Source organism: Burkholderia sp. MS389 (genome assembly GCF_016899425.1).
GTDB lineage: Bacteria > Pseudomonadota > Gammaproteobacteria > Burkholderiales > Burkholderiaceae > Burkholderia > Burkholderia sola.
Genome location: NZ_CP045995.1, coordinates 591341 through 612967, shown reverse-complemented (window position 1 = coordinate 612967; position 21627 = coordinate 591341). Strand labels below are relative to the sequence as shown.

Annotated in this window: 21 protein-coding genes and 1 pseudogene; 12 read left to right on the top strand and 10 right to left on the bottom strand. The window is 68.7% G+C overall.

All coding sequences use genetic code 11. From position 1 onward, the window contains the following. Positions 1–32 precede the first annotated feature (32 nt). Positions 33–1466: a PLP-dependent aminotransferase family protein gene (locus GJG85_RS19245; protein ID WP_050012717.1), complete on the bottom strand. Its 1434-nt coding sequence runs from the start codon at positions 1464–1466 to the stop codon at positions 33–35. 130 nt (positions 1467–1596) lie between these two features. Beyond that, positions 1597–1842, bottom strand: a pseudogene (locus tag GJG85_RS19240) (MFS transporter); the annotation flags it as partial. 137 nt (positions 1843–1979) lie between these two features. Here GJG85_RS19240 and GJG85_RS19235 point away from each other — a divergent pair. Continuing rightward, complete coding sequence (locus GJG85_RS19235) at positions 1980–3107, top strand: extracellular solute-binding protein (protein ID WP_050012715.1); 1128 nt, start codon at positions 1980–1982, stop codon at positions 3105–3107. Continuing rightward, positions 3104–4876 carry a GGDEF domain-containing protein gene (locus tag GJG85_RS19230; RefSeq protein WP_050012714.1) on the top strand — a complete coding sequence of 591 codons (1773 nt, stop codon included), beginning with the start codon at positions 3104–3106 and terminating at the stop codon, positions 4874–4876. The genes GJG85_RS19235 and GJG85_RS19230 overlap by 4 nt, the downstream gene beginning before the upstream one ends. A gap of 84 nt (positions 4877–4960) precedes the next feature. Here the strand turns inward: GJG85_RS19230 and GJG85_RS19225 are convergent, their stop codons facing one another. Together GJG85_RS19225 and GJG85_RS19220 are read right to left on the bottom strand one after the other, a co-directional pair. After that, complete coding sequence (locus tag GJG85_RS19225) at positions 4961–5260, bottom strand: DUF4148 domain-containing protein (protein ID WP_050012713.1); 300 nt, start codon at positions 5258–5260, stop codon at positions 4961–4963. A gap of 281 nt (positions 5261–5541) precedes the next feature. Further along, positions 5542–5799 carry a hypothetical protein gene (locus tag GJG85_RS19220; RefSeq protein ID WP_006478949.1) on the bottom strand — a complete coding sequence of 86 codons (258 nt, stop codon included), beginning with the start codon at positions 5797–5799 and terminating at the stop codon, positions 5542–5544. Between the two features lie 222 nt (positions 5800–6021). On the opposite strand from GJG85_RS19220, the gene GJG85_RS19215 reads away from it, so the two are divergent. Together GJG85_RS19215 and GJG85_RS19210 are read left to right on the top strand one after the other, a co-directional pair. Further along, a complete protein-coding gene (locus GJG85_RS19215) occupies positions 6022–6918 on the top strand; it encodes a LysR family transcriptional regulator (RefSeq protein ID WP_050012712.1) in 897 nt (298 codons plus the stop codon). A 116-nt stretch (positions 6919–7034) separates the two neighbouring features. Further along, positions 7035–7661, top strand: a complete 627-nt coding sequence (locus GJG85_RS19210; protein WP_050012711.1) for a LysE family translocator — start codon at positions 7035–7037, stop codon at positions 7659–7661. A gap of 76 nt (positions 7662–7737) precedes the next feature. Here the strand turns inward: GJG85_RS19210 and yddG are convergent, their stop codons facing one another. The 3 genes from yddG to GJG85_RS19195 form a co-directional block, all read right to left on the bottom strand. Beyond that, positions 7738–8682: an aromatic amino acid DMT transporter YddG gene (gene yddG / locus GJG85_RS19205; RefSeq protein ID WP_143328916.1), complete on the bottom strand. Its 945-nt coding sequence runs from the start codon at positions 8680–8682 to the stop codon at positions 7738–7740. 184 nt (positions 8683–8866) lie between these two features. Beyond that, on the bottom strand, positions 8867–9160 hold the full coding sequence (locus GJG85_RS19200) for a hypothetical protein (RefSeq protein ID WP_050012709.1): 294 nt from the start codon (positions 9158–9160) through the stop codon (positions 8867–8869). A 106-nt stretch (positions 9161–9266) separates the two neighbouring features. Further along, the gene (locus GJG85_RS19195; RefSeq protein WP_050012708.1) at positions 9267–10952 is read right to left on the bottom strand and encodes a metallophosphoesterase family protein; all 1686 of its coding nucleotides are present in this window, start codon (positions 10950–10952) and stop codon (positions 9267–9269) included. A 293-nt stretch (positions 10953–11245) separates the two neighbouring features. Here GJG85_RS19195 and GJG85_RS19190 point away from each other — a divergent pair, with 293 nt between their 5' ends. The 7 genes from GJG85_RS19190 to GJG85_RS19160 all read left to right on the top strand — a co-directional run bounded on the left by GJG85_RS19190 (position 11246) and on the right by GJG85_RS19160 (position 16555). After that, positions 11246–11545 (top strand): YXWGXW repeat-containing protein, encoded by a 300-nt coding sequence (locus tag GJG85_RS19190; protein WP_050012707.1) that lies wholly within the window; start codon positions 11246–11248, stop codon positions 11543–11545. Positions 11546–11782: 237 nt separating this feature from the next. Further along, positions 11783–12577 (top strand): RNA polymerase sigma factor, encoded by a 795-nt coding sequence (locus GJG85_RS19185; protein ID WP_080334195.1) that lies wholly within the window; start codon positions 11783–11785, stop codon positions 12575–12577. Then, a complete protein-coding gene (locus GJG85_RS19180; protein ID WP_050012706.1) occupies positions 12574–12993 on the top strand; it encodes a hypothetical protein in 420 nt (139 codons plus the stop codon). The genes GJG85_RS19185 and GJG85_RS19180 overlap by 4 nt, the downstream gene beginning before the upstream one ends. After that, positions 12990–13493, top strand: a complete 504-nt coding sequence (locus GJG85_RS19175; protein WP_050012705.1) for a periplasmic heavy metal sensor — start codon at positions 12990–12992, stop codon at positions 13491–13493. Before GJG85_RS19180 ends, GJG85_RS19175 begins: the two co-directional genes overlap by 4 nt. A 231-nt stretch (positions 13494–13724) precedes the next feature. Then, positions 13725–15119 carry a DUF1800 domain-containing protein gene (locus GJG85_RS19170; protein WP_050012704.1) on the top strand — a complete coding sequence of 465 codons (1395 nt, stop codon included), beginning with the start codon at positions 13725–13727 and terminating at the stop codon, positions 15117–15119. After that, on the top strand, positions 15116–16279 hold the full coding sequence (locus GJG85_RS19165; protein ID WP_179233169.1) for a DUF1501 domain-containing protein: 1164 nt from the start codon (positions 15116–15118) through the stop codon (positions 16277–16279). The genes GJG85_RS19170 and GJG85_RS19165 overlap by 4 nt, the downstream gene beginning before the upstream one ends. A gap of 57 nt (positions 16280–16336) precedes the next feature. Further along, entirely contained in the window at positions 16337–16555 is a 219-nt protein-coding gene (locus tag GJG85_RS19160; protein ID WP_089489400.1) for a YXWGXW repeat-containing protein, read from the top strand. A gap of 323 nt (positions 16556–16878) precedes the next feature. On the opposite strand, the gene GJG85_RS19155 is transcribed toward GJG85_RS19160, so the two are convergent. Next, on the bottom strand, positions 16879–18075 hold the full coding sequence (locus GJG85_RS19155) for a tyrosine-type recombinase/integrase (protein ID WP_089489399.1): 1197 nt from the start codon (positions 18073–18075) through the stop codon (positions 16879–16881). A 296-nt stretch (positions 18076–18371) separates the two neighbouring features. On the opposite strand from GJG85_RS19155, the gene GJG85_RS19150 reads away from it, so the two are divergent. Further along, entirely contained in the window at positions 18372–18752 is a 381-nt protein-coding gene (locus GJG85_RS19150) for a DUF4377 domain-containing protein (RefSeq protein ID WP_089489398.1), read from the top strand. 9 nt (positions 18753–18761) lie between these two features. Here the strand turns inward: GJG85_RS19150 and GJG85_RS19145 are convergent, their stop codons facing one another. Both GJG85_RS19145 and GJG85_RS19140 read right to left on the bottom strand, forming a co-directional pair. Then, positions 18762–20150 carry a DHA2 family efflux MFS transporter permease subunit gene (locus tag GJG85_RS19145; protein ID WP_050014114.1) on the bottom strand — a complete coding sequence of 463 codons (1389 nt, stop codon included), beginning with the start codon at positions 20148–20150 and terminating at the stop codon, positions 18762–18764. Positions 20151–20241: 91 nt separating this feature from the next. Further along, on the bottom strand, positions 20242–21519 hold the full coding sequence (locus GJG85_RS19140; RefSeq protein WP_235356230.1) for an acyltransferase: 1278 nt from the start codon (positions 21517–21519) through the stop codon (positions 20242–20244). Positions 21520–21627: the final 108 nt, after the last annotated feature.

The window sequence follows — 21627 nt, the reverse complement described above, 5'->3', positions numbered from 1 at the left end:
GTGACGTGGCCGGCGCAGCGCGCGTTGCGCGATCAGCCTGCCTTGCGGACCGACGGCTGCGCGACCAGTTCGCCGAGCACGCGGATCGCGCGCTCGATGTCGCGGCTCCACGGATGGCCGAAATTCACGCGCACGCAGCGCTCGAAGCCGTGCGCGGCCGAAAACAGCGGGCCCGGTGCGAAGCTGATACCGCGTGCGATTGCCTGGCGATGCAGCTCCATCGCGTCGATCGCGTCGGGAAACGCGAGCCACAGGAAATACCCGCCGTCGGGCCGCACCCATTCGACGCCGGCCGGCAGCCAGCGCCGCAGCGCGTCGTCCATCCGGTCGAGCTGCGTGTGCAGCGCGCCGCGCAGCTTGCGCAGGTGCCGGTCGTAGCCGCCGTGCTCCAGATAGTTCGCGATGCCGGCCTGCGCGGGAATGCTGGCCGACAGCGTCGTCATCAGCTTGAGCCGCTGCACCTTCTCCGCGAACCGGCCCGCGGCGGCCCAGCCGATCCGGTAGCCGGGCGCGAGCGTTTTCGAGAACGAACTGCAGTGCATCACGAGGCCATGACGGTCGAACGCGCGGGCGGGCAGCGGATAGTCCGGGCCGAAATGCAGTTCGCCGTACACGTCGTCCTCGATCAGCGGCACGTTGCGCGCCGCGAGCAATTCGACGAGCGCGCGCTTTTTTTCGGCGGTCAGCGTGACGCCGGTCGGGTTCTGGAAATTGGTCATGAACCAGCACGCGCGGATGTCGTGCCGGTCGAGCGCGTTCGCGAGCGCATCGAGATCGAGGCCCGTGCGCGGATCGACGGGAATCTCGACCGCGCGCAGGTCGAGCCGCTCGATCGCCTGCAGCGCCGCATAGAAGCCCGGTGCTTCGACGGCGACGACGTCGCCGGGGCGCGTCACCGCCATCAGGCACAGGTTCAGTGCTTCGAGCGCGCCGTTCGTGACGACGATTTCGTCGATCGGTTGCGAGATGCCGGTCGCGAGATAGCGCCGCGCGATCTGCTGGCGCAGCGCCTCGTTGCCGGGCGGCAGGTCGACGACCGTGCTCCACGGGCTCACGAGCCGCGTGGCCTGCGCGAGCGACTTCGCCAGGCGCGGCAGCGGAAACAGCTGCGGCGCCGGGAATGCGGAGCCGAGCGGCACGATGCCGGGCTGCGTGGCCGCATCGAGCACGGAGAACACGAGGCTGCTGATGTCGACCTTGCGCGTGACGCCGGCGCGGCTCGCGCGGCGTTTCGTCGTCGGGCTCGCGGCCGGCTGGGCGCCCGGCGCGACGTAGTAGCCCGAGCGTTCGCGCGCGCGGATCAGTCCCCACTGTTCGAGCAGGTAGTACGCGCGAAACACCGTCGACTGGCTGACGCCATGCTGCGCGATGATCTGTCGCAGCGACGGCAGGCGCGTGCCGACTGCAAGGTTGCCGTTGCGGATGTCGTCGGCGATCGTATGGGCGAGGGTTTCGTAGCGTTTCATCGGCGTGGGCGGAGCGCGTCGTCGCCGTGCGCGGGCCGGAGCGGCGCCGCGCCGGCGGGCGCGGCACATTGTCCGATGCGCGGCCTGAAAAGGAAAGGCGCGGGTGTGTCGGCCGCGCCGTCCCGCTGCGTCAGGCCGCGTTCGGCTCGGCAATCGGCCCGCCGCTGCCGCGCGGCGGCGGCGGCACCGGCTCGACCTTGCCGACCACGACGACGCACAGCCCGCCGGCCACCGCGAGCGGCGCCACGAACGAGCCTGTCGCGATCGACAGCATCACGTCGGTGAAGGTCGTGATGAAGATGCCCGCGAAATTGCCCGCGCAGTTCCGGATGCCGCCGCGCGATGCGACGTGCGCGGGCGTCGGCGCGACCCCCACACGGGCCCCTGTAATTGGGGGACGTTCGGCCGTGAGGCCCGCGAATATGCGCGATGTGCGGCTTGTTCCGATTGCGTGACCCTGCGTTTTATGGTCTCGTTGCGGGATATCGCATCGACTCAAAAAAGGACAGTCGGATGCAGGCGGGCGATTCACGCGGGGTCCGATTGATCAGGGGAATCGGCGCATGCGCGCGCGCCCGCGGCGCCGTGCGCATGCTGCTCGTCATATCGATGCTGGGCTGGCTCGCGCCCGCTCTGCCGGCCTTCGCCGTCTCTCCCGAAACCGTCAACGACAACGTGCTGCGCGTGCTGGCCTGGCCCGGTTACGCGGATAGCGATATCGTCAGCGCATTCGAGACGCAGTTTCATGTGCGTGTCGAAGTGACGCTGGTCGATTCCGACGAAGCGCTGTGGACGCGGATGCACAGCGCGTCGCCGCCGCCATACGACGTGCTGGCCGCGAACACGGCCGAGATCCAGCGCTATGCGCATGAACGCCTGCTCGCGCCGATCGACCTGACGCATATCCCGAACCGGCGGCGGCAATTGCCGAATTTCCAGCAGCTCGCGACGATCGGCGGCCTCGTGCAGGACGGCGCGTCCTACGCGATCCCGTTCACGTATTCGTCGATGGGACTGATCTACGACCGCAAGCAGGTGCCGGCCGCGCCGCGCTCGATGCGCGAGTTGTGGAACCCGCGCTATCGCGGCAAGGTGCTCGACTTCAACAGCGCGCAGCACAATTTCTCGTTCACGGCGCTGGCGCTCGGCTATCCCGATCCGTTCCGCCTGTCGCCCGCGCAGACGCTTGCCGTGGCCCGCAAGCTGATCGACTTGCGCCGCAACCTGCTGACGTACTACACGCTTCCCGAGGAAGCGACCGCGCTGTTCATCCAGCATCGCGCGGCGCTGATGTTCGGCAACTACGGCACGCAGCAGGTCGAGCAGTTGCGTCGCGCCGGCGCGGACGTCGGCTACGTGATCCCGGACGAAGGCGCGCTCGCGTGGCTCGATTGCTGGGCCGTCACGCGAGGCGCGCGACGGCCGGAGCTTGCCTTCGCGTGGATCAACTACATGCTCGAACCGGCGATCGGCACGCTGCTGACTGAGCGTCAGGGGCTCGCGAACACGCTCGAGCCGCGCGGCCTGGATACCGGGCGCCAGCATCTCGTGTGGCTTCAGCCCGTGGAGGACATCGCGCGCCGCGAGTCGCTGTGGAGCCGCATCGTGTCGGGCGATCGGCCGGAGCGGTTCGCAAAATGATCCGGCTCGGGCTCACGTCGAAGCTGTCGGTGCTGTTCGCGTGCATCGGCGTGATCGCGTCGGGCACGACCGGCTACTACGCGTATCGCGCCAACCGCGCGATGCTCGTGCAGGAAGCGCAGCACAGTCTGCTGATGTCGACGCAACTGCTCGGGCAGCGCTTCACGACCGCGCTCGCCGACGTTGCGGACGACGCGCTCGTGCTCGCGCAGTTGCCGTCGTCCGCGGCCGTCGCGGGCGGCGACAATGCGGACAACGCGCGACGCATGCGGCTCGAGCAGGTGTATTACAGCTTCATGAGAAATCATGCGGAATACTTGCAGATCCGCCTGATCGCAAGCGGGCATTTCGGGATCGAACGCATTCACGTGGATCGCGATGCGCGCGGCATCGTCGTGCTGCCCGAAAGCGCGTTTCAGGAGAAAGGGCAGTTCTCCTACGTATTCGATACGCTCGCGACGGCGCCCGGCCATATCTACCTGTCGCCGATCGTGATCAATCACGAGACGGGATCTCATGCGGCGCAAGGGCTGCCGATCCTGCGCGTCGGGACGCCGGTGGTCGACGCGTCGGGCCAGACGGTCGGCGCGCTCGTCGTCGATGTCGAACTTTCCCGGGTGTTCGACCGGATCGAACGCGATCTGCCGGACGACTATGCGGTCTATCTCGCGAACGAGTGGGGCGATTTTCTCGTGCATCCCGATCCGGAACAGGCGTTCGGTTTCGATCGCGGCCGGCGCGTGCTGATGCAGGACCGTTTTGCCGTCACGCGCGTGCTGTTCGACGGCGGGCGCACGAACGTGACGCTCAATGGACTCGCGCAGCCCGATCAGGCGCCGGGCCAGATGTTCGCGTTCGTGCGCACGCCGTTCGGGCACGACGAGGGCAGCCGCTTCGTCGTGCTCGGGATGGCGCGCCCGCTGGCCGACGTGCTCGCGCCGGACGGCATGCTGGGCGAACGGATCGTCAGGATGGTGCTCGTGTCGAGCGTGCTGGCGGTGATTCTCGCGATCCTGTTCGCGCGTGCGATCACGCGGCCGCTGCAGGCGCTCGCGCGCGCGGCGACGCACGTGTTCGACGATTCGGCTGCCGAACGGCTGCCGGTCGCGCGGGCCGACGAGATCGGCGTGCTCGCGCGTTGTTTCGACAGCATGCGCGTCGAGATCCGCACGCAAATGGCGATGCTGCGCGCGAAGCAGCAGGAGCTCACGCATCTCGCCGGTCACGACCCGCTGACCGGCCTGCCGAACCGCCTGCTGTTCATGGAGCATCTCGATGCGGCGATCCGGCATGCGGCCGCGGCGCGCGAGGGGCTGGCGGTGATGTTCGTCGATCTCGATCGCTTCAAGCAGATCAACGACCAGCACGGCCACTCGGCCGGCGATCGCACGCTCGTCGCGGTCGCGAAGCGGTTGAGCCAGGTGCTGCGCGGCGACGACATGGCTGCACGGCTCGGCGGCGACGAATTCATCGTGCTGATTTCGGACGTGCATTCACCGGCGGTGATCGGCGATGTCGCGACGCGCATCCAGATCGTGATGGCCGAGGAGCTGGAGTTCGACGAAGGGCGCATGGCCGTCGGCGCGAGCATCGGCGTCAGCGAGTTTCCCGCGGACGGCGCATCGGCCGAGGAGCTGCTCGTCAAGGCCGACGCGGCGATGTACGCGGCGAAGGCCTCCACGCAGTGCGTGTGCGTGCGCTATCAGGATCTGGTCCGCGGCGGCGTGCCCGACGGGACCGACCGTGCCGCATCGAGCAGCAGCGGCTGACGGCGGGGCGAAACGCGACGAGCCCGTCGCGGGACGGGCTCGTCACGGGCGCGGGCTGCACGCGCAAGGCGCGCAGCGGCACGCTTAGTGGCCGAAGTAGACCGAGTCGCGCGGGCTGTGTGCGCGGCCGACCGGTGCGCCGCCTTCGACGGTCGCGGCGGGCTGCGCACCGAAGCCGCTGTTGTCGATGCCCTGCACGCGGGCTTGCGCGGCCTCGAGGTCGGCCGGGTAGTGCGGGCTCGCCTGGCTGGGCTTGTAGCCGGCCTTTTCGAGCTGGACCAGTTCGTTGCGCACTTGGGCGCGGGTCACGGTGCTTTGCGCGAATGCGCCGAACGAGGCGGACAGGGCGACGGCGGCAACGACTGCGGAAACGAGCGATTTCATGATGACCTCCGATGTTTATTGGCTTTCCGCGTTCGACACCATGTCGTCAGCGGTTGATTACATCGTAGGCGTCGGCTCACCTAGGGTAAACGTGACTTTCAGCGAAAGATCGTTGCTTTACGGGTAATAATTCGACGCAAACGCGATCCGTCCCCATGCTGTATTGCGAGAATGGCAAGCAATCGCGGGAGAAGTGGGGGCGGGGGCTGGGGCCCGCGCCGGACGGTAAACGACGGGGCGAAGAGCTCACGGTGGAACCGCAGGGCGACAGCGCTGCCGGATCAGACCCCGTCGTCGTCGATTTCCTTGCGCTCGCGACGTTCCTCGTTACCGCGGCGCGCGCGCAGGCGCTGGCGCGACAGGACGGCGATTACCTGCTGGGTCGGCGCGCCGGACGGCAACTCGTTGCGGATGCGATCGGGCACCATCGGCAGGCCCGCGCGCTGTCGGCGCAGCGCCTTGGCGATCGCGCGGCGGCATTCGTCGCCGTGGCAATCCCATTCATCGCGGATTCTCTGGCAATAACGACATTGTTCCATCCGAATAGTCTAACGCGTCTTCGGGAATGGAGCAGGGCGTGGCGCCGGCCGGATGACGCGCTGGGCGGTCGACGGCCCGCGGTACAGGCGCGTCGCAGCTTTCGGAACCCGTGTGCGATCCCGCTCGCGCCCGACGTATGACCATCGAACCGGTTCAATATAATTCAACAGAACTGGCCGCCTCATGCGCGGCGTGCATATCCCCGAACGAAAGGAAATCCGATGACGCTTGCCCAGTTGCAGGCCCTGGCCGCCGTGGTCGAACTCGGCTCGCTGACGGCCGCGGCAGACCGGCTCAGCCGCAGTCAATCCGCGATCAGCCACGCGCTGACGGAGCTGGAGGACATCACGCAGGTCAAGCTGCTCTGGCGCGACCGGCAACCGGTCGTCCTGACGGCGGCCGGCGAACGCCTGTGGCCGTATGTCCAGAGCGTGGTGCGGGAAGCGCAACTGCTGCGCCAGCAGTTCAGCCTGTCGCGCGGCAAGCTCGAAGGGAAACTGGTGGTCGCATCGCTGCCCAGCGTGTCGCTGGCGTTCGTCGTGCCCGCGCTCGAGGCGTTGAAGGACATGCACCCGGGTGTATCGGCGGTGCTGCTCGAAGGGACGGACAGCGAAGTCGAAGGGTGGATCGACGACGGGACGGCCGACGTCGGCGTGGTGGCCGGCACGAAGACGTTCGCGCACCACCTGCCGCTGCTCGACGAGGATTTCGTCGCGGTCGCGGCAGACGATCTGTTCGCGAGCCGCAAGAGCGTGTCGGCCAGGCAACTGGCCGCGGCGCCGTTCATTTTCTCGAAGGCGGGGTGCGGGCCGGTGATCGCGGATTACTTCGCGCGCGGCGGCGTGCCGCTTCGGGCCGCGTTCAACGTCGTCGAGATGCGCACGATCCTGTCGATGGCGGAGGCCGGCATGGGCGTGTCGATCGTGCCGCGCATCACGCTCACGTACACGCCGTTCGGCGGCCGCGTGCTGGCGCTGTCGCCACGGCTGCATCGCTCCGTGCGACTGGCGTGGAATACCGCCGGCAATGCGGTTGCCGATGAGTTCGTGCGGCTCGTCGACGCGCAGCGTCCGAAGGCCGAAAAGACGATCCGGACGCGCGCGAAAAAGGGCAAATAGCGAGCGGCGAACGCGATGAACGGCGCTCATGGGCGACGTGCAGTTTATTCATGCTGACGATGGCCGGGATGCAATACATTGTTCCTACCTCGTCATCGATCCCGAAGGAGTGTGCCGTGCCGGCCCCGCCCATCCTGTTTGCGTTCGGACTCGTGTCGCTCGGCATGGCGCTGACGCCCGGACCGAACATGATCTATCTGGTGTCGCGCTCGATCTGCCAGGGCCGCCGCGCCGGGCTGGTCTCGCTCGGCGGTGTCGCGCTGGGATTCGTGTTCTACATGGTGTGCGCGGCAGTGGGCATCACCGCGCTGCTGATGACCGTGCCGTATGCGTACGATGCGCTGCGCGCGGCCGGCGCGCTGTATCTGGCCTACCTCGCATGGCAGGCGCTGAAGCCGGGCGGGCGCTCCGCGTTCCAGGTCCGGCAGTTGCCGCACGACAGTCGCGTCAGGCTGTTCATCATGGGCTTCGTCACGAACCTCGCGAACCCGAAGATCGCGGTGATGTATCTGTCGTTGCTGCCGCAGTTCATCGTGCGGGGGCACGGCAGCGTGCTCGCGCAATCGCTGGCGCTCGGCTGCGTGCAGATCGCGGTGAGCGTCAGCGTCAACGCGCTGATCGCGTGCGCGGCCGGTTCGATCGCGGGTTTTCTCGCGGGACGGCCGCGCTGGGCGGCGGTTCAGCGCTGGCTGATGGGCACGGTGCTGGCCGGGCTGGCCGTGCGGATCGCGCTGGAATCGTGAAGCTAGCGCGCGTCGATCAATGGTTCCGGGAATCGCCGGCAGCGATCCGGCGTTGTGTCGACGGCACCCGGCATCGTCACCCTTGGCAATTGCTCTTCGCTCCCTTGGCGATCGGCACGGGCTCGGTCGTGTCACGACGCCGTCCGCGCGTCGCGAGCCAGCAAAGGATCGAGCCGCCGCACACCATCGACGCGCCTTGCCAGAATTCCGCCGACAGCGGCGCGTGCAGCAGCGTCGCGGCGAGGGCGGCGGCGAGCACCGGCGTGAAGTACGATGCGCCGACGATGACCGTCACGTTGCCGTGCATGATGCCGGTGTTCCAGGCCGCATAGCCGAAGCCGAGTGCCGACGCCGCCAGCACGAGATACGCGACCGCACGCAAACTGAACGTCATGCCGCCACCGCCTTCGATCGCGAACTTGATCCAGAGCACCGCGGCGACCAGCATGAAGAACGGCGTCACGCCGTTCTTGCCGTCGGCGATGCGCGCGGTCACCGTGCAATAGGCGGCCCAGATCAGCGCGCCGAAGAACGCCAGCCCGTAGCTCAGCGGATTGTCCGCGACGTTGCGCAGCATGCCGGCCGGATCGAGCCCCTGGTCGCCGCCGAGCACCCAGCAGATGCCGAGCATCGACAGCAGGACGCCGGGCACGACCAGCAGGTTCGCGCGCTGCTTGTTGAACACGATGGCGGCGACGAGCGTGAGGCTCGGCCACAGATAGTTGACCATCGCGACTTCGACCGCTTGTCGAGCGTTGCTCGCATAGCCGATCGACAACGACAGGCACACCTCGTACGACACGAACAGCAGCCCGCCCCACAGCAGATAGTTTTTCGGGAACCGGCTCAGGTCGGGGAAGCCGATCGAAAACAGCAGAAGCACGGACGCCACCGTATAGATCATCGCCGCGCCGCCGGTCGCGCCGAGGTTTTCGCTGACCCCGCGCACGAGCGCGACCACCGACGCCCATAACAGCACCGCGCCGAGCCCGACGAGCGTTGCGTTGTTCTTGCGTTTGATGTTTGCTGCCTGTTTCAACATGCTGATTCGATTTCGGATGATTCGGGTCGGCTCGCGCATGCCGTCATCGCGAGCAGCGATACAAAACGGAGATTTCGCCGGAAGCGCGCATTTTACGGGGGCGCAGCCGTCGCGGCGATTCAGCCGGACCGGCGTGTCCGGTCGATTCGGTCGTGCGAGCCGATCACGCGTCGTCGATACGCCACGGTGCACCGATTTCCGACAGCGCACGTCCGATCGAATCGAGCATCGCGTTCCGCGTCGGGCCCAGCGTCGTGACAAGGAGGAAACCGGCTGCTTCGATCGACAGATCGATGAGCGGCCAGCCGTTGGCCGCATCGCGAATTTCAAGCCGTCGTTCGTGTGGATCGACGTCGATGTCGATGTCGACGTCGCCATGCGCTTGTCGCAGCACATTGGCGATGGCGTCGAATGCGTCGGCCGAAGGGGGCGTGTGAATGCGGTATTCGAAACTCATCTGCGTGGACCGGTGTGCGAGGCGGGCAGTCTAACCCGCGCCGTGCTTCCCGTCCGTCGACTGTAACGCATCGGGCGCCCACCGCAGCGGGCGCCCGATGCGTCGATCACCGCTCGCGCCGCTTCTTGCTCAGCTCGATCGTCTCGAACAGCTCGTATTGCGCGGTCGGGTGCTGGTCGGCGCCCGGCGCGTGGTAGTAGCGCATCGTGATCGTCGTGTGGCCGCCCGGCTTGCCCGGATCGTGATCGAACACCGCGATCCCGTAGCCGGTGCCCGTATCGCGGCGTGCGGACCAGATCGCATCCTCGAGCGCATCGGCCGGCTGGCGCACGAACGTGTTCGGCGCGGTGCCCGGCACCGGCCGGTTCGGCTTCGTGAATACCTTCGCCTGCGCAAAGCCGGTCGACGGGTTTTCGCCGTACACGTCGAGCGGCGCGCTGGTGCCGCCGCCGCCGAGGATCAGGTGGATCGTGCCGTGGCTCGTGTCGAACTTCGTGCGGTCGGGATCGTTCGAGCCGACCGGGCGCGGCTGCAGCGTCTCGACCACTTCGCCGGTCTTCGCGTCGACGCCCGCGCGGTGATTGCAGCCGCGCACCGGGTAGCTGCGCTCGTAGTCGTGATCGTGGCCGCACAGCACGAGATCGACGCCGTAACGGTCGAACAGTGGCAGCCACGCTTCGCGAATGCCCTTGTCGGACCCGTTGCCCGTCTTCGACGAACTGAGCGCGTCCTGGTGCATCTGCACGACGATCCAGTCGATGTCGTCGTCATGCGCGGCATGGCGCAGCGTGCGTTCGAGCCAGCGCGTCTGCTCGCCGTTGCTGTAGCCGCGCACGTAGAACGACGTGCCGGGCTCGATCGGCGGTCGGCCGGTGCTCGCGGCCGGCACGAGCGGCGCGGGGCCGCCGACGAACGCGGCGGCATCCTGGTACACGACGTCGTCTGCGTCGAGCGACACGAACAGCACGGAGCTCACGCGGAAGCTGTACCAGCGGCCCGGGAAATGCGTGCCGTTTTCCGGCAGCGTATAGCGTGCGAGGTACGAGTCGAGCCCTTGCGGGCCGTTGTTGAACTCGATCTCGTGATTGCCGGGGCACGGCATCCACGGGCGATTCGCGGCCGACGTCTGGTTGTTGTTGCCGAAATCGCGCCACACCTCGGGCTGGTGCGCGGGGTTCAGGTTCGCGTAGCAGAGGTCGCCGTTCAGCAGGTGAAACAGCGGCTGGAACTGCTCGACGGCCTGCACCGCGAAGCGGCTCTGCGGCGACGACAGGACCCACGCACCGTTCGGCGTCGCGAGATCGCCGTAGCTCGTGAAACGGAACGGCGCCCGGCCGCGCGGCGCGGTCGAAAAATTCGCGGAGAACGGCTGTGCGGCGTTGCTGTCGTTGTCGGCCGTGATTTCGTAGCGGTAGCGTGTGTCGGGCTTCAGCCCGTGCACGCGCGCGTGATACGCAAACACGGTCTCGCCGTTCAGGCCGTCGGTGTACAGGCGCTGGACGCCGTGCACGGTGCGCGGCGGCTCGCCGTCGGCGACGATGCGCGCGCGCGGATTGACGGCCGCGGCGAGCGATGCCCACGAGATCACGACTTCGGACGTCGGGTCGTTGCCCCACGTCAGGTGAACCTGTTCGGGCGTGCCGTCCGGATTCGACGCGGCAGCGCGGGCGGCCGCGAGCCCGCCGGCGGCGGTGGCGAGGCCGGAGACGCCCGCGAGTTTCAGGAAGCCGCGACGCGACACGGAAGCGGCCGGCTCGTTCGGCTGATCAGGGGAGGTGTCCTGGTTCGACATGGTCGGTGTGTTCGTTGATGGGACGCGAGAGGGGAGCCGCACGGCCATGCGCGAGCGCGGCCGGGGCGTGGGCCGGAAACGAGCGGGATCCCGGTCGCATGCATTGTCGAAGGGCAGTTTTGCCGCGTTGTGACAGTTCGCAACCCGGCGTGTGCGCTGGCCGATACATAGGGCCCCGCGCCGCGCGGCCTCCGTGAAAATTATTCGCCGATGTCGCGACGGATTTCTCCCGCCTGCTCCGTTTAACGCATGAACGACCGCTTCCGGTCAATGCCATTACTTCGGAGTCTTTCATGAAACTTTCTGTTCCATTGCGATGGGCTGCCGGCTGCATGGCTGCGTTCGCGACGTCCGCCGTATTCGCGCAGGCCGTCATCGTCGCGCCTTTTGCGCCGCCGCCGCCGCGCGTCGAAGTGATGCCGGCGCCCCGGGCGGGCTACGTCTGGGACCAAGGGCACTGGCACTGGCGGCAGGGCCGTTACGTGTGGATTCCGGGCCACTGGCAGATCGTGCGGGTCGGTTACCACTGGGTGCCCGGGCATTGGGCGGCGCGCGGCCCGGCCTGGCGCTGGGTGCCGGGCCACTGGGCCTGACGGGCCCTGACGTGCACGCCGCCGCGCGTCGAAGCGATGCGCGCGCGGCGGATTCTTCATGCAACCTCATGAGTCGAAGCGATGCTTTTTCGAACCATCGTGATACTGGCGGCCGCGGCCCTCGTGCTGGCCGGCTGCGTCGTGGTGCCGGCCCGTCCGGTGTATTACCGGCCCGCGCCGGTCGTCGTATATTGAGCGCGCCGGCCGACGGTCGCGCGGCCGGCAGACAGGATCGACATGCGGCGCGAACCGGATGTCGATGAAACCGGCACGGCCGATGCCGTGTGCGACGCCTGGCGCGACGCGCGCGGAGATCCCGAACCATCGGAACCGTCGGCATGGCGCCGTCCGGCGATGGCCCGACGCATGCAAGGAGAGCACGACGATGAGCTTCAGCCGGGCGGCGGGTCCTTCTGCCGTGACAATGCGGCGCCCGCGCGCCGCGCAACGGAGCAGGCGGCGTTGAACGATCGCGGCGACCGCGATCCGGACGCGGAACTCGTCGCGCGCGTCGGCGCACGCGATGCATCGGCGGTGCGCGTGCTTGTCGCACGCAAGCTGCCGCGGCTGCTCGCATTGGCGACGCGCATGCTCGGCGACCGGAACGAAGCCGAGGACGTCGCGCAGGAGACGTTCTTGCGAATCTGGAACCAGGCGCCGCGCTGGCGTGAAGGCGAAGCCCGCTTCGACACGTGGCTGCATCGCGTCGTGCTGAACCTGTGCTACGACCGGTTGCGCAGCCGGCGCGAGGAGCCCGGCGACACGCTGCCCGACGTGCCCGACACGCAGCCGGAGCCGGCCGTGCATGCGGAACTGCGTTCGCGCGACGCGCGCGTGCGGCAGGCGCTGGCCGCGTTGCCGCCGAGGCAGCGGGAAGCGCTGGTGCTCCAGTACTATCAGGAAATGTCGAATGGGGAAGCGGCCAACCTGATGGGCATCACCGTCGATGCGCTGGAAAGCCTGCTCGCCCGTGCGCGGCGCAACCTGCGCGCGCAACTGGCCGGCGACCCACCTAGCGAGGACAAGCGATGACACCCGAACGATTTCGTACCATCGTCGCCGCGTATGGCTCGGACGCGCGGCGCTGGCCGCAAGCCGAACGCGCGGCGGCCGAAGCGTGGGCGCACGCGCATCCGCGCGACGCACTGAACGCGCTCGACGAGGCCGCCGAGCTCGACGCGTGGCTGATGCAGGATACGGTGGCGCCGCCCGCGCCGGCGCTGGTCGAACGTATCGTCGCGACGGCGCCGCCGCCGCAACGCGCGCGCCGCCGCGGCCGCGTGTGGTGGTCGGGCGCCGCGTTCGCAGGCGTCGGGCTGGCCGGCGCGCTGGCCGGTGCGGTGGCCGTGTCGATGCTGATGCTCGGCAGCGCGCCGATCGCGCAACACGAACCGGGCTACCTGACGACGACGTTCGGCGGCCCGAGCATCGACGGAGCCGACGAATGACCGAACGCGGCTGGAAATTCACCCTCATCGGCTCGGTCGTGCTGAACGTGTTCATGCTCGGTGCGATCGGCGGCGGCGCGTATCAGTGGTTCTCGACCCATCGCGACCTGCACGCGGCCGGCACGCCCGCATCGCGCACCGCGTTGCGTTTCGCCGCGGATGAATTGCCCGATGCGCGGCAGCGCGAGTTCGCCGCCGCGCTGAAGGCGGCGCGCAAGAGCGGCCGCGATTTCGCGCGGGAAGGGCGCGACGGCCGGATCACCGTGCTCGACCTGCTCGCGGCGCCGCAACTCGATCGGGCGGCGATCGATGCGGCGCTCGACCGCACGCGCGCGGCCGACACCGCGATGCGGGCGCAGATCGAGCGCAGCGTCGTCGATTTCGCGGCGACGCTGACGCCCGACGAGCGCGTGAAGTTCGTCGACGGCTTGCAGCACAGCGGAAACTGGCGTCTGCCGCCGAGGCTGCAGAAGAAGCCGGACGCATCGGCGAGCGAGTAAGCCGAATAAACACCGCGCGCGCGGGCGGCATGCAATCTGCGTGTTGCTCGCGCGTCATGCGTGTGCCGCTTCCGATGAATCGCGCGGTCGTTATCCATCGACAACGCACGCCGCCGCGCTGCGAGACTTTCGCCCGGCGTTTCCCCGATCACAAAAAATATTTCCCTTCCCGCGACGGATTTCTTGGTGTGCTTGCGTTGAACGTGAGTATGCACCGCAAGAGAGCCCGTCATGGACCACCCGAACGACGCCACACCGGCCGCGATCGCGCTGAACCGCTTCGGTCTCGGCGCGCGCGCCGACGAAGCCCCGCCCGCCGACCCGAAGGCCGCATTGCTCGCCCAGTTCGACCGCTACGACGCAGGGCCCGCCCCATGGGCGAGCGAGCCGGACGCGATCATGCTCGCCACGCGCTTCGCGAACACCCGCAACGCGATGACGAGCGACGACCCGACCGCCAAGCGCGCAACCGAGCAATCGATTCGCCGCGACGGCTACGACGCGTATCGCAGCGCCGTCGCCGCGCGCATGAACAGCGCGCTGACTACGTCCGCGCCTTTTGTCGAGCGTCTCGTGCATTTCTGGGCGAACCATTTCGCGGTATCGGTCGACAAGGGGCAGGTGGCCGCGTACGCGGGCGCGTTCGAGCGCGACGCGATCCGCCCGCACGTGCTCGGCCGTTTCGAGGACATGCTCGTCGCCGTCGAGCAGCATCCCGCGATGCAGGTGTTCCTCGATCAGGCGCGCTCGGTCGGCCCCGACAGCCCGGCCGCGCTGCGCGCGCAGGCACGCAATCCGTCGGCGAAGCGCGGGCTCAACGAAAACCTCGCCCGCGAGATCATGGAACTGCATACGCTCGGCGTGCGCACCGGTTACACGCAAGCCGACGTGACGGAATTCGCGCGTGCGCTGACCGGCTGGAGCATCGCCGGCGGCCGCGGGCCGCAACCGGGCGATGCGGCGCCCGGCGCATTCGTGTTTCGCGCGAATCTGCACGAACCGGGTTCACGCACGGTGATGGGCCGCACCTACGATCAACCGGGCGAAGCGCAGGGGCGCGCGGTCCTGCACGACCTCGCGCGATCGGAGGCGACGGGCCGGCACATCGCGTTCCAGCTCGCCCGTCATTTCGTCGCCGACACGCCGCCGCCCGCGCTGACCGACCGGCTCGCGCGCGCATTCGACGCGAGCGGCGGCGACCTGCCGACCGTCTATCGCGCGCTGGTCGACGCGCCCGACGCGTGGTCGCCGGTCAACCGCAAGTTCAAGACGCCGTGGGAATGGGCCGTATCGACGCTGCGCGGGCTCGGCTGGCGCGACACCGCTGATCTCAAGGCCGCGCCGCTGCTCGCGCAGCTCGGCCAGCCGGTGTGGCGCCCGGGCTCGCCGGCCGGCTACGACGACGTCGCCGCGAGCTGGGCGGCGCCCGACGCGCTCGTGCGCCGCGTCGAGATCGCGCAGCGTCTGGCCGCGCGTACGGGCGACCGGCTCGATCCGCGCACGCTGGGCAACACGCTGCTCGCCGGTTCGATGAGCGCGCCGACCGCGACCGCGGTCGCGCGCGCCGAAAGCGCGACGACCTCGCTCGCGCTGCTGCTCGTGTCGCCCGATTTCCAACGGAGATGACCATGACACTGTCCCGCCGACAATTCCTCCGCGTGGCCGCCGCCGGCGCGGGCGCGATCCTCGTCGCGCCGCGGATCGTGTTCGCGAACGTCGAGACCGACCGGCGCTTCGTGTTCGTGATCCAGCGCGGCGCAGCCGACGGCCTGAACATCGTCGTCCCGTATGCGGAGCCCGCGTATGCGTCACTGCGCGGCCCGCTCGCGATCGACACGGCGGCCGCGACGCGACTCGACGGCACGTTCGCGCTGCATCCGTCGCTCGCGCGGACCGCGCAGTTGTACCGAGACGGGCAGGCGCTGTTCGTCCATGCGATTGCGTCGCCGTATCGCGACCGCTCGCATTTCGACGGCCAGAACGTGCTCGAAACGGGCGGCCGCGCGCCGTACCAGGTGAAGGACGGCTGGCTGAACCGGCTCGCCGCGCTGCTGCCGGCGACGCGCGACAACGCGATCGCATTCGCGCCCACCGTGCCGCTCGCGCTGCGCGGCACGGTGCAGGCCGCGTCGTATGCGCCGTCCGGTTTGCCGGCCGCGCCGGACGATCTGCTCACCCGCGTGTCGGCGCTCTACGAAGCCGACGCGCAGCTCGGCCCGTTGTGGCAATCCGCGATGGAAGCACGCGGCCTCGCCGGCGACGCGCATGCACGGCAGGACCCGGCCGGCGTCGGCAAGCTCGCCGCGACGTTTCTCGCGCGCGACGACGGGCCGCGGATCGCGATGATCGAGACGGGCGGCTGGGATACCCATAGCGCGCAGAACGCGCGGCTCGCGAATCAGTTGAAGGCGCTCGACACGATGCTCGCCGCGCTGCGCGACGGCCTTGGACCTGCGTGGCAGCAGACCACGGTGCTGGTCGCGACCGAGTTCGGCCGCACGGCCGCGGTGAACGGCACGGGGGGCACCGACCACGGGCAGGCGTCGGTCGCGATGCTCGCGGGCGGCGCGGTTGCCGGCGGGCGCGTGATCGCGGACTGGCCGGGGCTGCGGCCGGGCGACCTGTACGAAGGGCGTGACCTGAAGCCGACCGCGTCGCTCGACGCGCTGATCGCGGGCGCGGCCGCCGACAGCCTGCGGCTCGATCCGCGCCGCACCGCGTCCGCGTTATTTGCGGAAAGCGGCGCGACACGGCCGATGAGCGGCCTGATTCGTGGGGTCGCGTAACGTGGCGCATGCCGCGCGCGGCCCGCTCAACCTATTACACAACAGGGAGAATCGACATTGAAGATCCAATCCGTTTCGCTGGCCGTGCTGGTGAGTGCGAGTGCCGTGCTGATGTCCGCCTGCGTAGTCGAGCCCGTGCGGCCGCCGCAGCCCGCGCCCGTCGTCGAGGTGGCGCCGCCGTCGCCCGCACCCGGCTATCGCTGGGCGAAGGGGCATTACCGGTGGGCCGGCAATCACTGGGCGTGGGTGCCGGGGCATTGGGTGGCCGTGTACTGACACGGCAAGCGCATCGACGTGCTGCTGTGCGGCGAGATCGACGTGCCGGCCACAAGCGATCGTGCGAAGTGCCGCAGCAACGGCGGTCTCGGCGGGCTCGACCTCGTACGCTGAGCGGCGCAACGCAGCCTAGGGCGTGTTCACGCTAATAACGGGTTTGCGAACGTGCCTTTCCGCCCGCAGTGCAAGGAGTAAGGAGCGCCGTTTGGCCGTGCCAAACAAGCGACGCACGACGCCGCAATGTGGGCGGAAAGGCACGTTCCCCTGTTTGGAAAAATTCATTCGCGGGGCCAGCGCAAACCCGTTATTAGCGTGAACACGCCCTAGTCCCACCCGATCCGGTGCTTCTCCTCCGTCTCGCGATGGCGCCAGTCGTCGTCCGCGTGAAGATACTGGCTCGTCGTCGTGAGCGATACATGGCCGAGGTTGTCGCGCACGAGCCGCAGGTCGACGCGGCCATCGGCCATGTGCGAGCCCGCGCTGTGACGCAACCAGTGCGCGGATGCCTGTTCGAGCACGCGCGCCGCCTGCTCGCCGGCCTCGCCATTCGCACGTAGCCGGTCGGCCGCGTGCCGGAACACCTGCTTCACGATCCGGTGCAGCGCCGCACGCGTGAGCGGCTTGCGCGTCTGGCCGACCGGCAGCACGAGCGGCGTCGGTTCGCCGTCGAGCGGCAGCGCGGGCAGGCCGTGCGCACGCCGGTAGCGCGACAGCTCGGCCATCATCTCGTCGGTGGCCGGCACGAGCCGCTGCCGGCCGCCTTTGCCCGTCACGTCGAGCCACCAGCGCGCGTGCCCGTTCGCGTCGCGCCGGCAGAAAAATTGCCCCATCGTCGTATCGGCCGCTTCGGTGATGCGCAGCCCGCCGAGATACAGCAGCGTGAAGAGCCACCGCGCGCGATCCGCATGGAAGCATGCGCGTGCATCGTCGCGCGGCATCGCGGCGATCGCATCCTTCACCGATTGCCACAACGGCTGCCCGAGATGGCGCGTGACGCGCGGCGCGGGCCGGCGCTGCCGCTGACGCGACAACGCGAGCGGGTTGCCGGCCAGATAGCCGGCCTGCACGAGCCACGAGAACATCACGTTCAGGATCACCAGCGCCTGCCGCTGGCTCGCTGCCGACAGCGGCCCGTAAAACGGCCGCCAGCGCGGATCGTCGCGCGGATGCTTGCGGCCGCCGTTCGCGCACCATAGCTCGGCCGGCGCGGGCGCGAGCAGGAACTGCCGGTACACGACGAGATCCTCGTGCGTGAGCGACGACAGCGGCTTGCCGCATGCGATCACGGCCCACAGCAGCAGGCGTTCGGCTTCCTTGCGGTAGTTCTGGAACGTGGTCGGCGTATCGACGAAGCGCGCGAGCCACGCACGCACGGCGTCGAGGTCGTTGGTCGCGGCGATCTGCGGATGCGCGCTGCCCGACCGATTGGTGCCTGAGCGTCCGTCGAGCGCGGCCGGCACGGTCAGCGTATCGATCGGCAGCGGGCGGAGTGCAGTGTCGGGCGAAGCGGATGCGGTCATGCGAAGGAAACGCGCTGCGCGAATCGCACGGGCGTGGCCGGGCGCACGACCGCAGCGCACGAAAGCGTATCGGGAAGCGCCGATGGTACACGATCACCATACGGTGAAGCCGCCGTCGACGGCGATCGCCCGGCCGGTGACGAAGCGCGCGGCGGAACCGGAACACGGTAACGTATCGGCTCGCACGCGACATCCGATAAACGACGGCAGTCGAGCACGTTCAGTAAGGTGTTTGTGAACCTTCTCACCGGGCGGTTCGTCTAATTGGCCCTCCAACGCTCGCAGAGGCATACCAGATGATTCACAAGATTCGAACGCTGCTCGGCGCGGCCGTCATTGCCGGCAGCACGCTCGTCGCCGGATGCCAGACCGACGCCGCTGCCATCGCGCCGAGCGCGGCGCGCCCGGCCGACGGCACGCCCGTGACGAAGACGGTCTATGTCGCGCCGCAGTCCGCGCGCTGCACGGGCGTCGCGCCGATGGAGTGCCTGCAGGTGCGCAGCAGCCCGAGCGAGCCGTGGAGCCTGTGGTATGCGGGAATCGAAGGGTTCGCGTACCAGCCCGGCTACCTGTACACGCTCGAAGTCGACGAATACCGCGTCGCGCGGCCGCCGGCCGACGGTTCGTCGATCCGCTGGGTGCTCAAGCGCGTCGTCGAGCGCAGCCAGGTGAACTGACGGCCGCGATCACGCGGAAGGGCGCGCCGCCGCACCGGCCGGCGGCGCGGCCGTATCGATCCGCCGGAACACGACCGACGACAGCAGCGTCACCGCGCCCATGCACGCGAACGACAGCATGAACCCGTGCGCCATCGAGCCCCGATAGGCAGCGAACAGGTTGACGAGCCCGCCGCCGATCGACACGCCCAGCCCCATCGCGAGCATCTGCATCATCGTGAACAGGCTGTTGCCGCTGCCGGCATCGGCATGCGACAGCCCCTTGAGCGTCACGCCGTTCATCGCGGCGAACTGCATCGAATTCGCCGCGCCGAACACGATCAGCAGCACGCCTTCCAGAACAGGCGCGGGCCGCGCCGACACCAGCGCGAACCCCGCGATCGCGAAGCCGACGATCCCCGTATTCACGACCAGAAACGCCGCATAGCCGAAGCGCTTCACGAGCGGCGCGATCCAGCGTTTCGCGACGACGCCCGCGATCGCGGCCGGCAGCATCATCAGCCCGGATTGCAGCGGCGTATAGCCGAGCTGCACCTGCATCAGCAGCGGCAGCAGGAACGGCACCGAACTCGTGCCGATCCGGCACAGCAGGTTGCCGAGCAGCCCCGAGCCGAAGTTCGGCTCGCGGAACAGCCCCAGCCGGAACAGCGGCTGAGTGCGGCGCCGCGCGTGGGGCAGGTACGCCAGCGCGCTCGCCAGCCCGAGCCCGGCGAGCCCGGTCGCCCACGCGGTGCGGTGCGCGGACATCGGCGGGTCGATCGCGAGCGACAGCGCGATCATCGCGGCCGACAGCAGCGCACAGCCGACGAAGTCGAACGGCGGCGGCTGCGTCGCCTGGTCGTGCGGCAGGTAGCGTTGCACCGCGATGAAGCCGATCACGCCGACCGGCACGTTGACGATGAACACCCAGTGCCACGAAATCGCCTGCGTGAGCCAGCCGCCGAGCGTCGGCCCGACGATCGGGCCGAGTTGGCCGGCGATCGACACGAACGCGATCGCCGCGACGTACTGCTCGCCCGGCACGCGGCGCAGCACGGCGAGCCGCCCGATCGGCAGCAGCATCGAGCCGCCGATGCCCTGCACGGCGCGCGCGACGACGAGCTGGCCGAGCGTGTGCGACGCCGCGCAGCCGATCGACGCGACCACGAACACGAGGATCGCGACCGAGAACACGCGGCGCGTGCCGAACCGGTCGGCGAGCCAGCCGGAGGCCGGCGTGAGCATCGCCATCGTCAGCGTGTAGACGACCACGACGGGCTGCATCGCGAGCGGCGACGCATGCAGGCTTTGGGCGATCGACGGTAGCGCGGTGTTGACGATCGTCGTATCGAGCGACTGCATGAAGAACGCCGCGGCGACGATCCAGAGCAGCGCGGAATGTGTGGGTTCGCGGGACATGGTGAAATCGGTGGTACGGAAGACGGGCGCCGGCGCGGGGTCGCGCGGCGGCCGCCGGGCCTCAAGCGCTCGATGGTACCGATTCCGCCGGTCATCGGGAAGCTGTCTCGCCGACCGCATCGAGGGCATGTTCGTCGTCGGCGGGACGCTGCTCGACGTGGCGCAGGCGCGTTTGCGCGGTCGCGCGGCGTGCCGCGCGTGCGTCGTGGCGCTTGGCGATGAACGGATGCTCGACATAGCGGTAAGTCAGCAGCGAACACAGGACGGCAACCAGCGCGCATGCGAGCGCGAGCGCCCAGATGCCGGAATCGCCAGCCGAATTGATCGGGAAAACGAACTTGTTGAACGCATGAATGATCATGTACACGATCACCATGTGGATCATGTAGATACTGAAACTGGCGGTGCCGAGCAGCGCGAGCGGCCGGGTGTCGAGCAGGCCGTAGAACGTGTTCCCGCTGGCGATGCAGAGAAACACCGGGAGCAGCGGCAGCGCGCCTTCGATCGAATAGCGTTCGGCCGGGGACGGCGACATCGCGAGGATCAGCAGCGCGACGGTCGCCGCCGGTTTCGTCGCGAGCCGCGCGCGGATCGCGGGGTGCCGCGACACCTCGTAGGCCACCGCGCCGAGCGCGAACAGCAGCGCCATGCCGCCGGGCGGCCCGAACAGCGCCGCGCACGCCGTGACGATCGCGAGCGCGAGCAGCTTGCGCCACGCACGTGTGGCGACGAACCAGGCGAGAAACGGAACGGCGACGTAGAACCGCCATTCGTAGGCGAGCGTCCACCAGACGCCGCTCAGATACGGCGTCCGCTCCGCTCCGTTGATCGGGAACGCGCCGAACCAGCCGAGCGAAACGGTCTTGAGCAGGTCGGCCAGCAACTGCGTCGGTGCGCCGACGGCGTTGCGGGGAAACCAGTAAAGCGTGCAGACGACGATGACGGCCGCGTAAAACAGATAGAGCGGCGCGACGCGTCGCACGCGTCCGACGAAGAAGTTCCGCACGTCGAGCGCGCCTCGGCATGCGCGTTCCCAGAACAATAGCCCGGTGACCATGAAGAACATCGCGACGGGAATCGTGCCGAGATTGCGCAGGAAATCGGTGCCGGCACCCCAGACGCCGGTCGACAGCAACGCCTGGTTGCACGCGAAATGATGGAAGACCACGGAGACGGCCAGCAGGCCGCGGAAACCGTCGAGATTGCGATAGCGCATCGACAGCGACTTGTCGACGGCCGACCGGTAGAACGGCACGTGTCGCGCGACGAGCCACGCGATGATCGCCACGGCCGCAACGCATGCCGGGAAGTAGAGTTTGTCGGGTGTCGGGGAGAACAGGGTTTCCAGAGAGGGCGTAACAAAGTCCACTGAAGAGCGTCTCGTGTCTTGGATCGGGATGTCAGGCACGGATGGTCGGATGGTCCGCGTCGATGCAAGGTCTTCTGCGCGCTTCGCACGGCTTTCGATCGCCGGTCT

Bases quoted from the DNA above. Each gene is read 5' to 3' on its own strand.
- GJG85_RS19245 (WP_050012717.1), bottom strand. From the start codon at position 1,466: ATGAAACGCTACGAAACCCTCGCCCATACGATCGCCGACGACATCCGC.
- GJG85_RS19235 (WP_050012715.1), top strand. From the start codon at position 1,980: ATGCAGGCGGGCGATTCACGCGGGGTCCGATTGATCAGGGGAATCGGC.
- GJG85_RS19230 (WP_050012714.1), top strand. From the start codon at position 3,104: ATGATCCGGCTCGGGCTCACGTCGAAGCTGTCGGTGCTGTTCGCGTGC.
- GJG85_RS19225 (WP_050012713.1), bottom strand. From the start codon at position 5,260: ATGAAATCGCTCGTTTCCGCAGTCGTTGCCGCCGTCGCCCTGTCCGCC.
- GJG85_RS19220 (WP_006478949.1), bottom strand. From the start codon at position 5,799: ATGGAACAATGTCGTTATTGCCAGAGAATCCGCGATGAATGGGATTGC.
- GJG85_RS19215 (WP_050012712.1), top strand. From the start codon at position 6,022: ATGACGCTTGCCCAGTTGCAGGCCCTGGCCGCCGTGGTCGAACTCGGC.
- GJG85_RS19200 (WP_050012709.1), bottom strand. From the start codon at position 9,160: ATGAGTTTCGAATACCGCATTCACACGCCCCCTTCGGCCGACGCATTC.
- GJG85_RS19195 (WP_050012708.1), bottom strand. From the start codon at position 10,952: ATGTCGAACCAGGACACCTCCCCTGATCAGCCGAACGAGCCGGCCGCT.
- GJG85_RS19190 (WP_050012707.1), top strand. From the start codon at position 11,246: ATGAAACTTTCTGTTCCATTGCGATGGGCTGCCGGCTGCATGGCTGCG.
- GJG85_RS19185 (WP_080334195.1), top strand. From the start codon at position 11,783: ATGCGGCGCGAACCGGATGTCGATGAAACCGGCACGGCCGATGCCGTG.
- GJG85_RS19180 (WP_050012706.1), top strand. From the start codon at position 12,574: ATGACACCCGAACGATTTCGTACCATCGTCGCCGCGTATGGCTCGGAC.
- GJG85_RS19175 (WP_050012705.1), top strand. From the start codon at position 12,990: ATGACCGAACGCGGCTGGAAATTCACCCTCATCGGCTCGGTCGTGCTG.
- GJG85_RS19170 (WP_050012704.1), top strand. From the start codon at position 13,725: ATGGACCACCCGAACGACGCCACACCGGCCGCGATCGCGCTGAACCGC.
- GJG85_RS19165 (WP_179233169.1), top strand. From the start codon at position 15,116: ATGACCATGACACTGTCCCGCCGACAATTCCTCCGCGTGGCCGCCGCC.
- GJG85_RS19155 (WP_089489399.1), bottom strand. From the start codon at position 18,075: ATGACCGCATCCGCTTCGCCCGACACTGCACTCCGCCCGCTGCCGATC.
- GJG85_RS19150 (WP_089489398.1), top strand. From the start codon at position 18,372: ATGATTCACAAGATTCGAACGCTGCTCGGCGCGGCCGTCATTGCCGGC.
- GJG85_RS19145 (WP_050014114.1), bottom strand. From the start codon at position 20,150: ATGTCCCGCGAACCCACACATTCCGCGCTGCTCTGGATCGTCGCCGCG.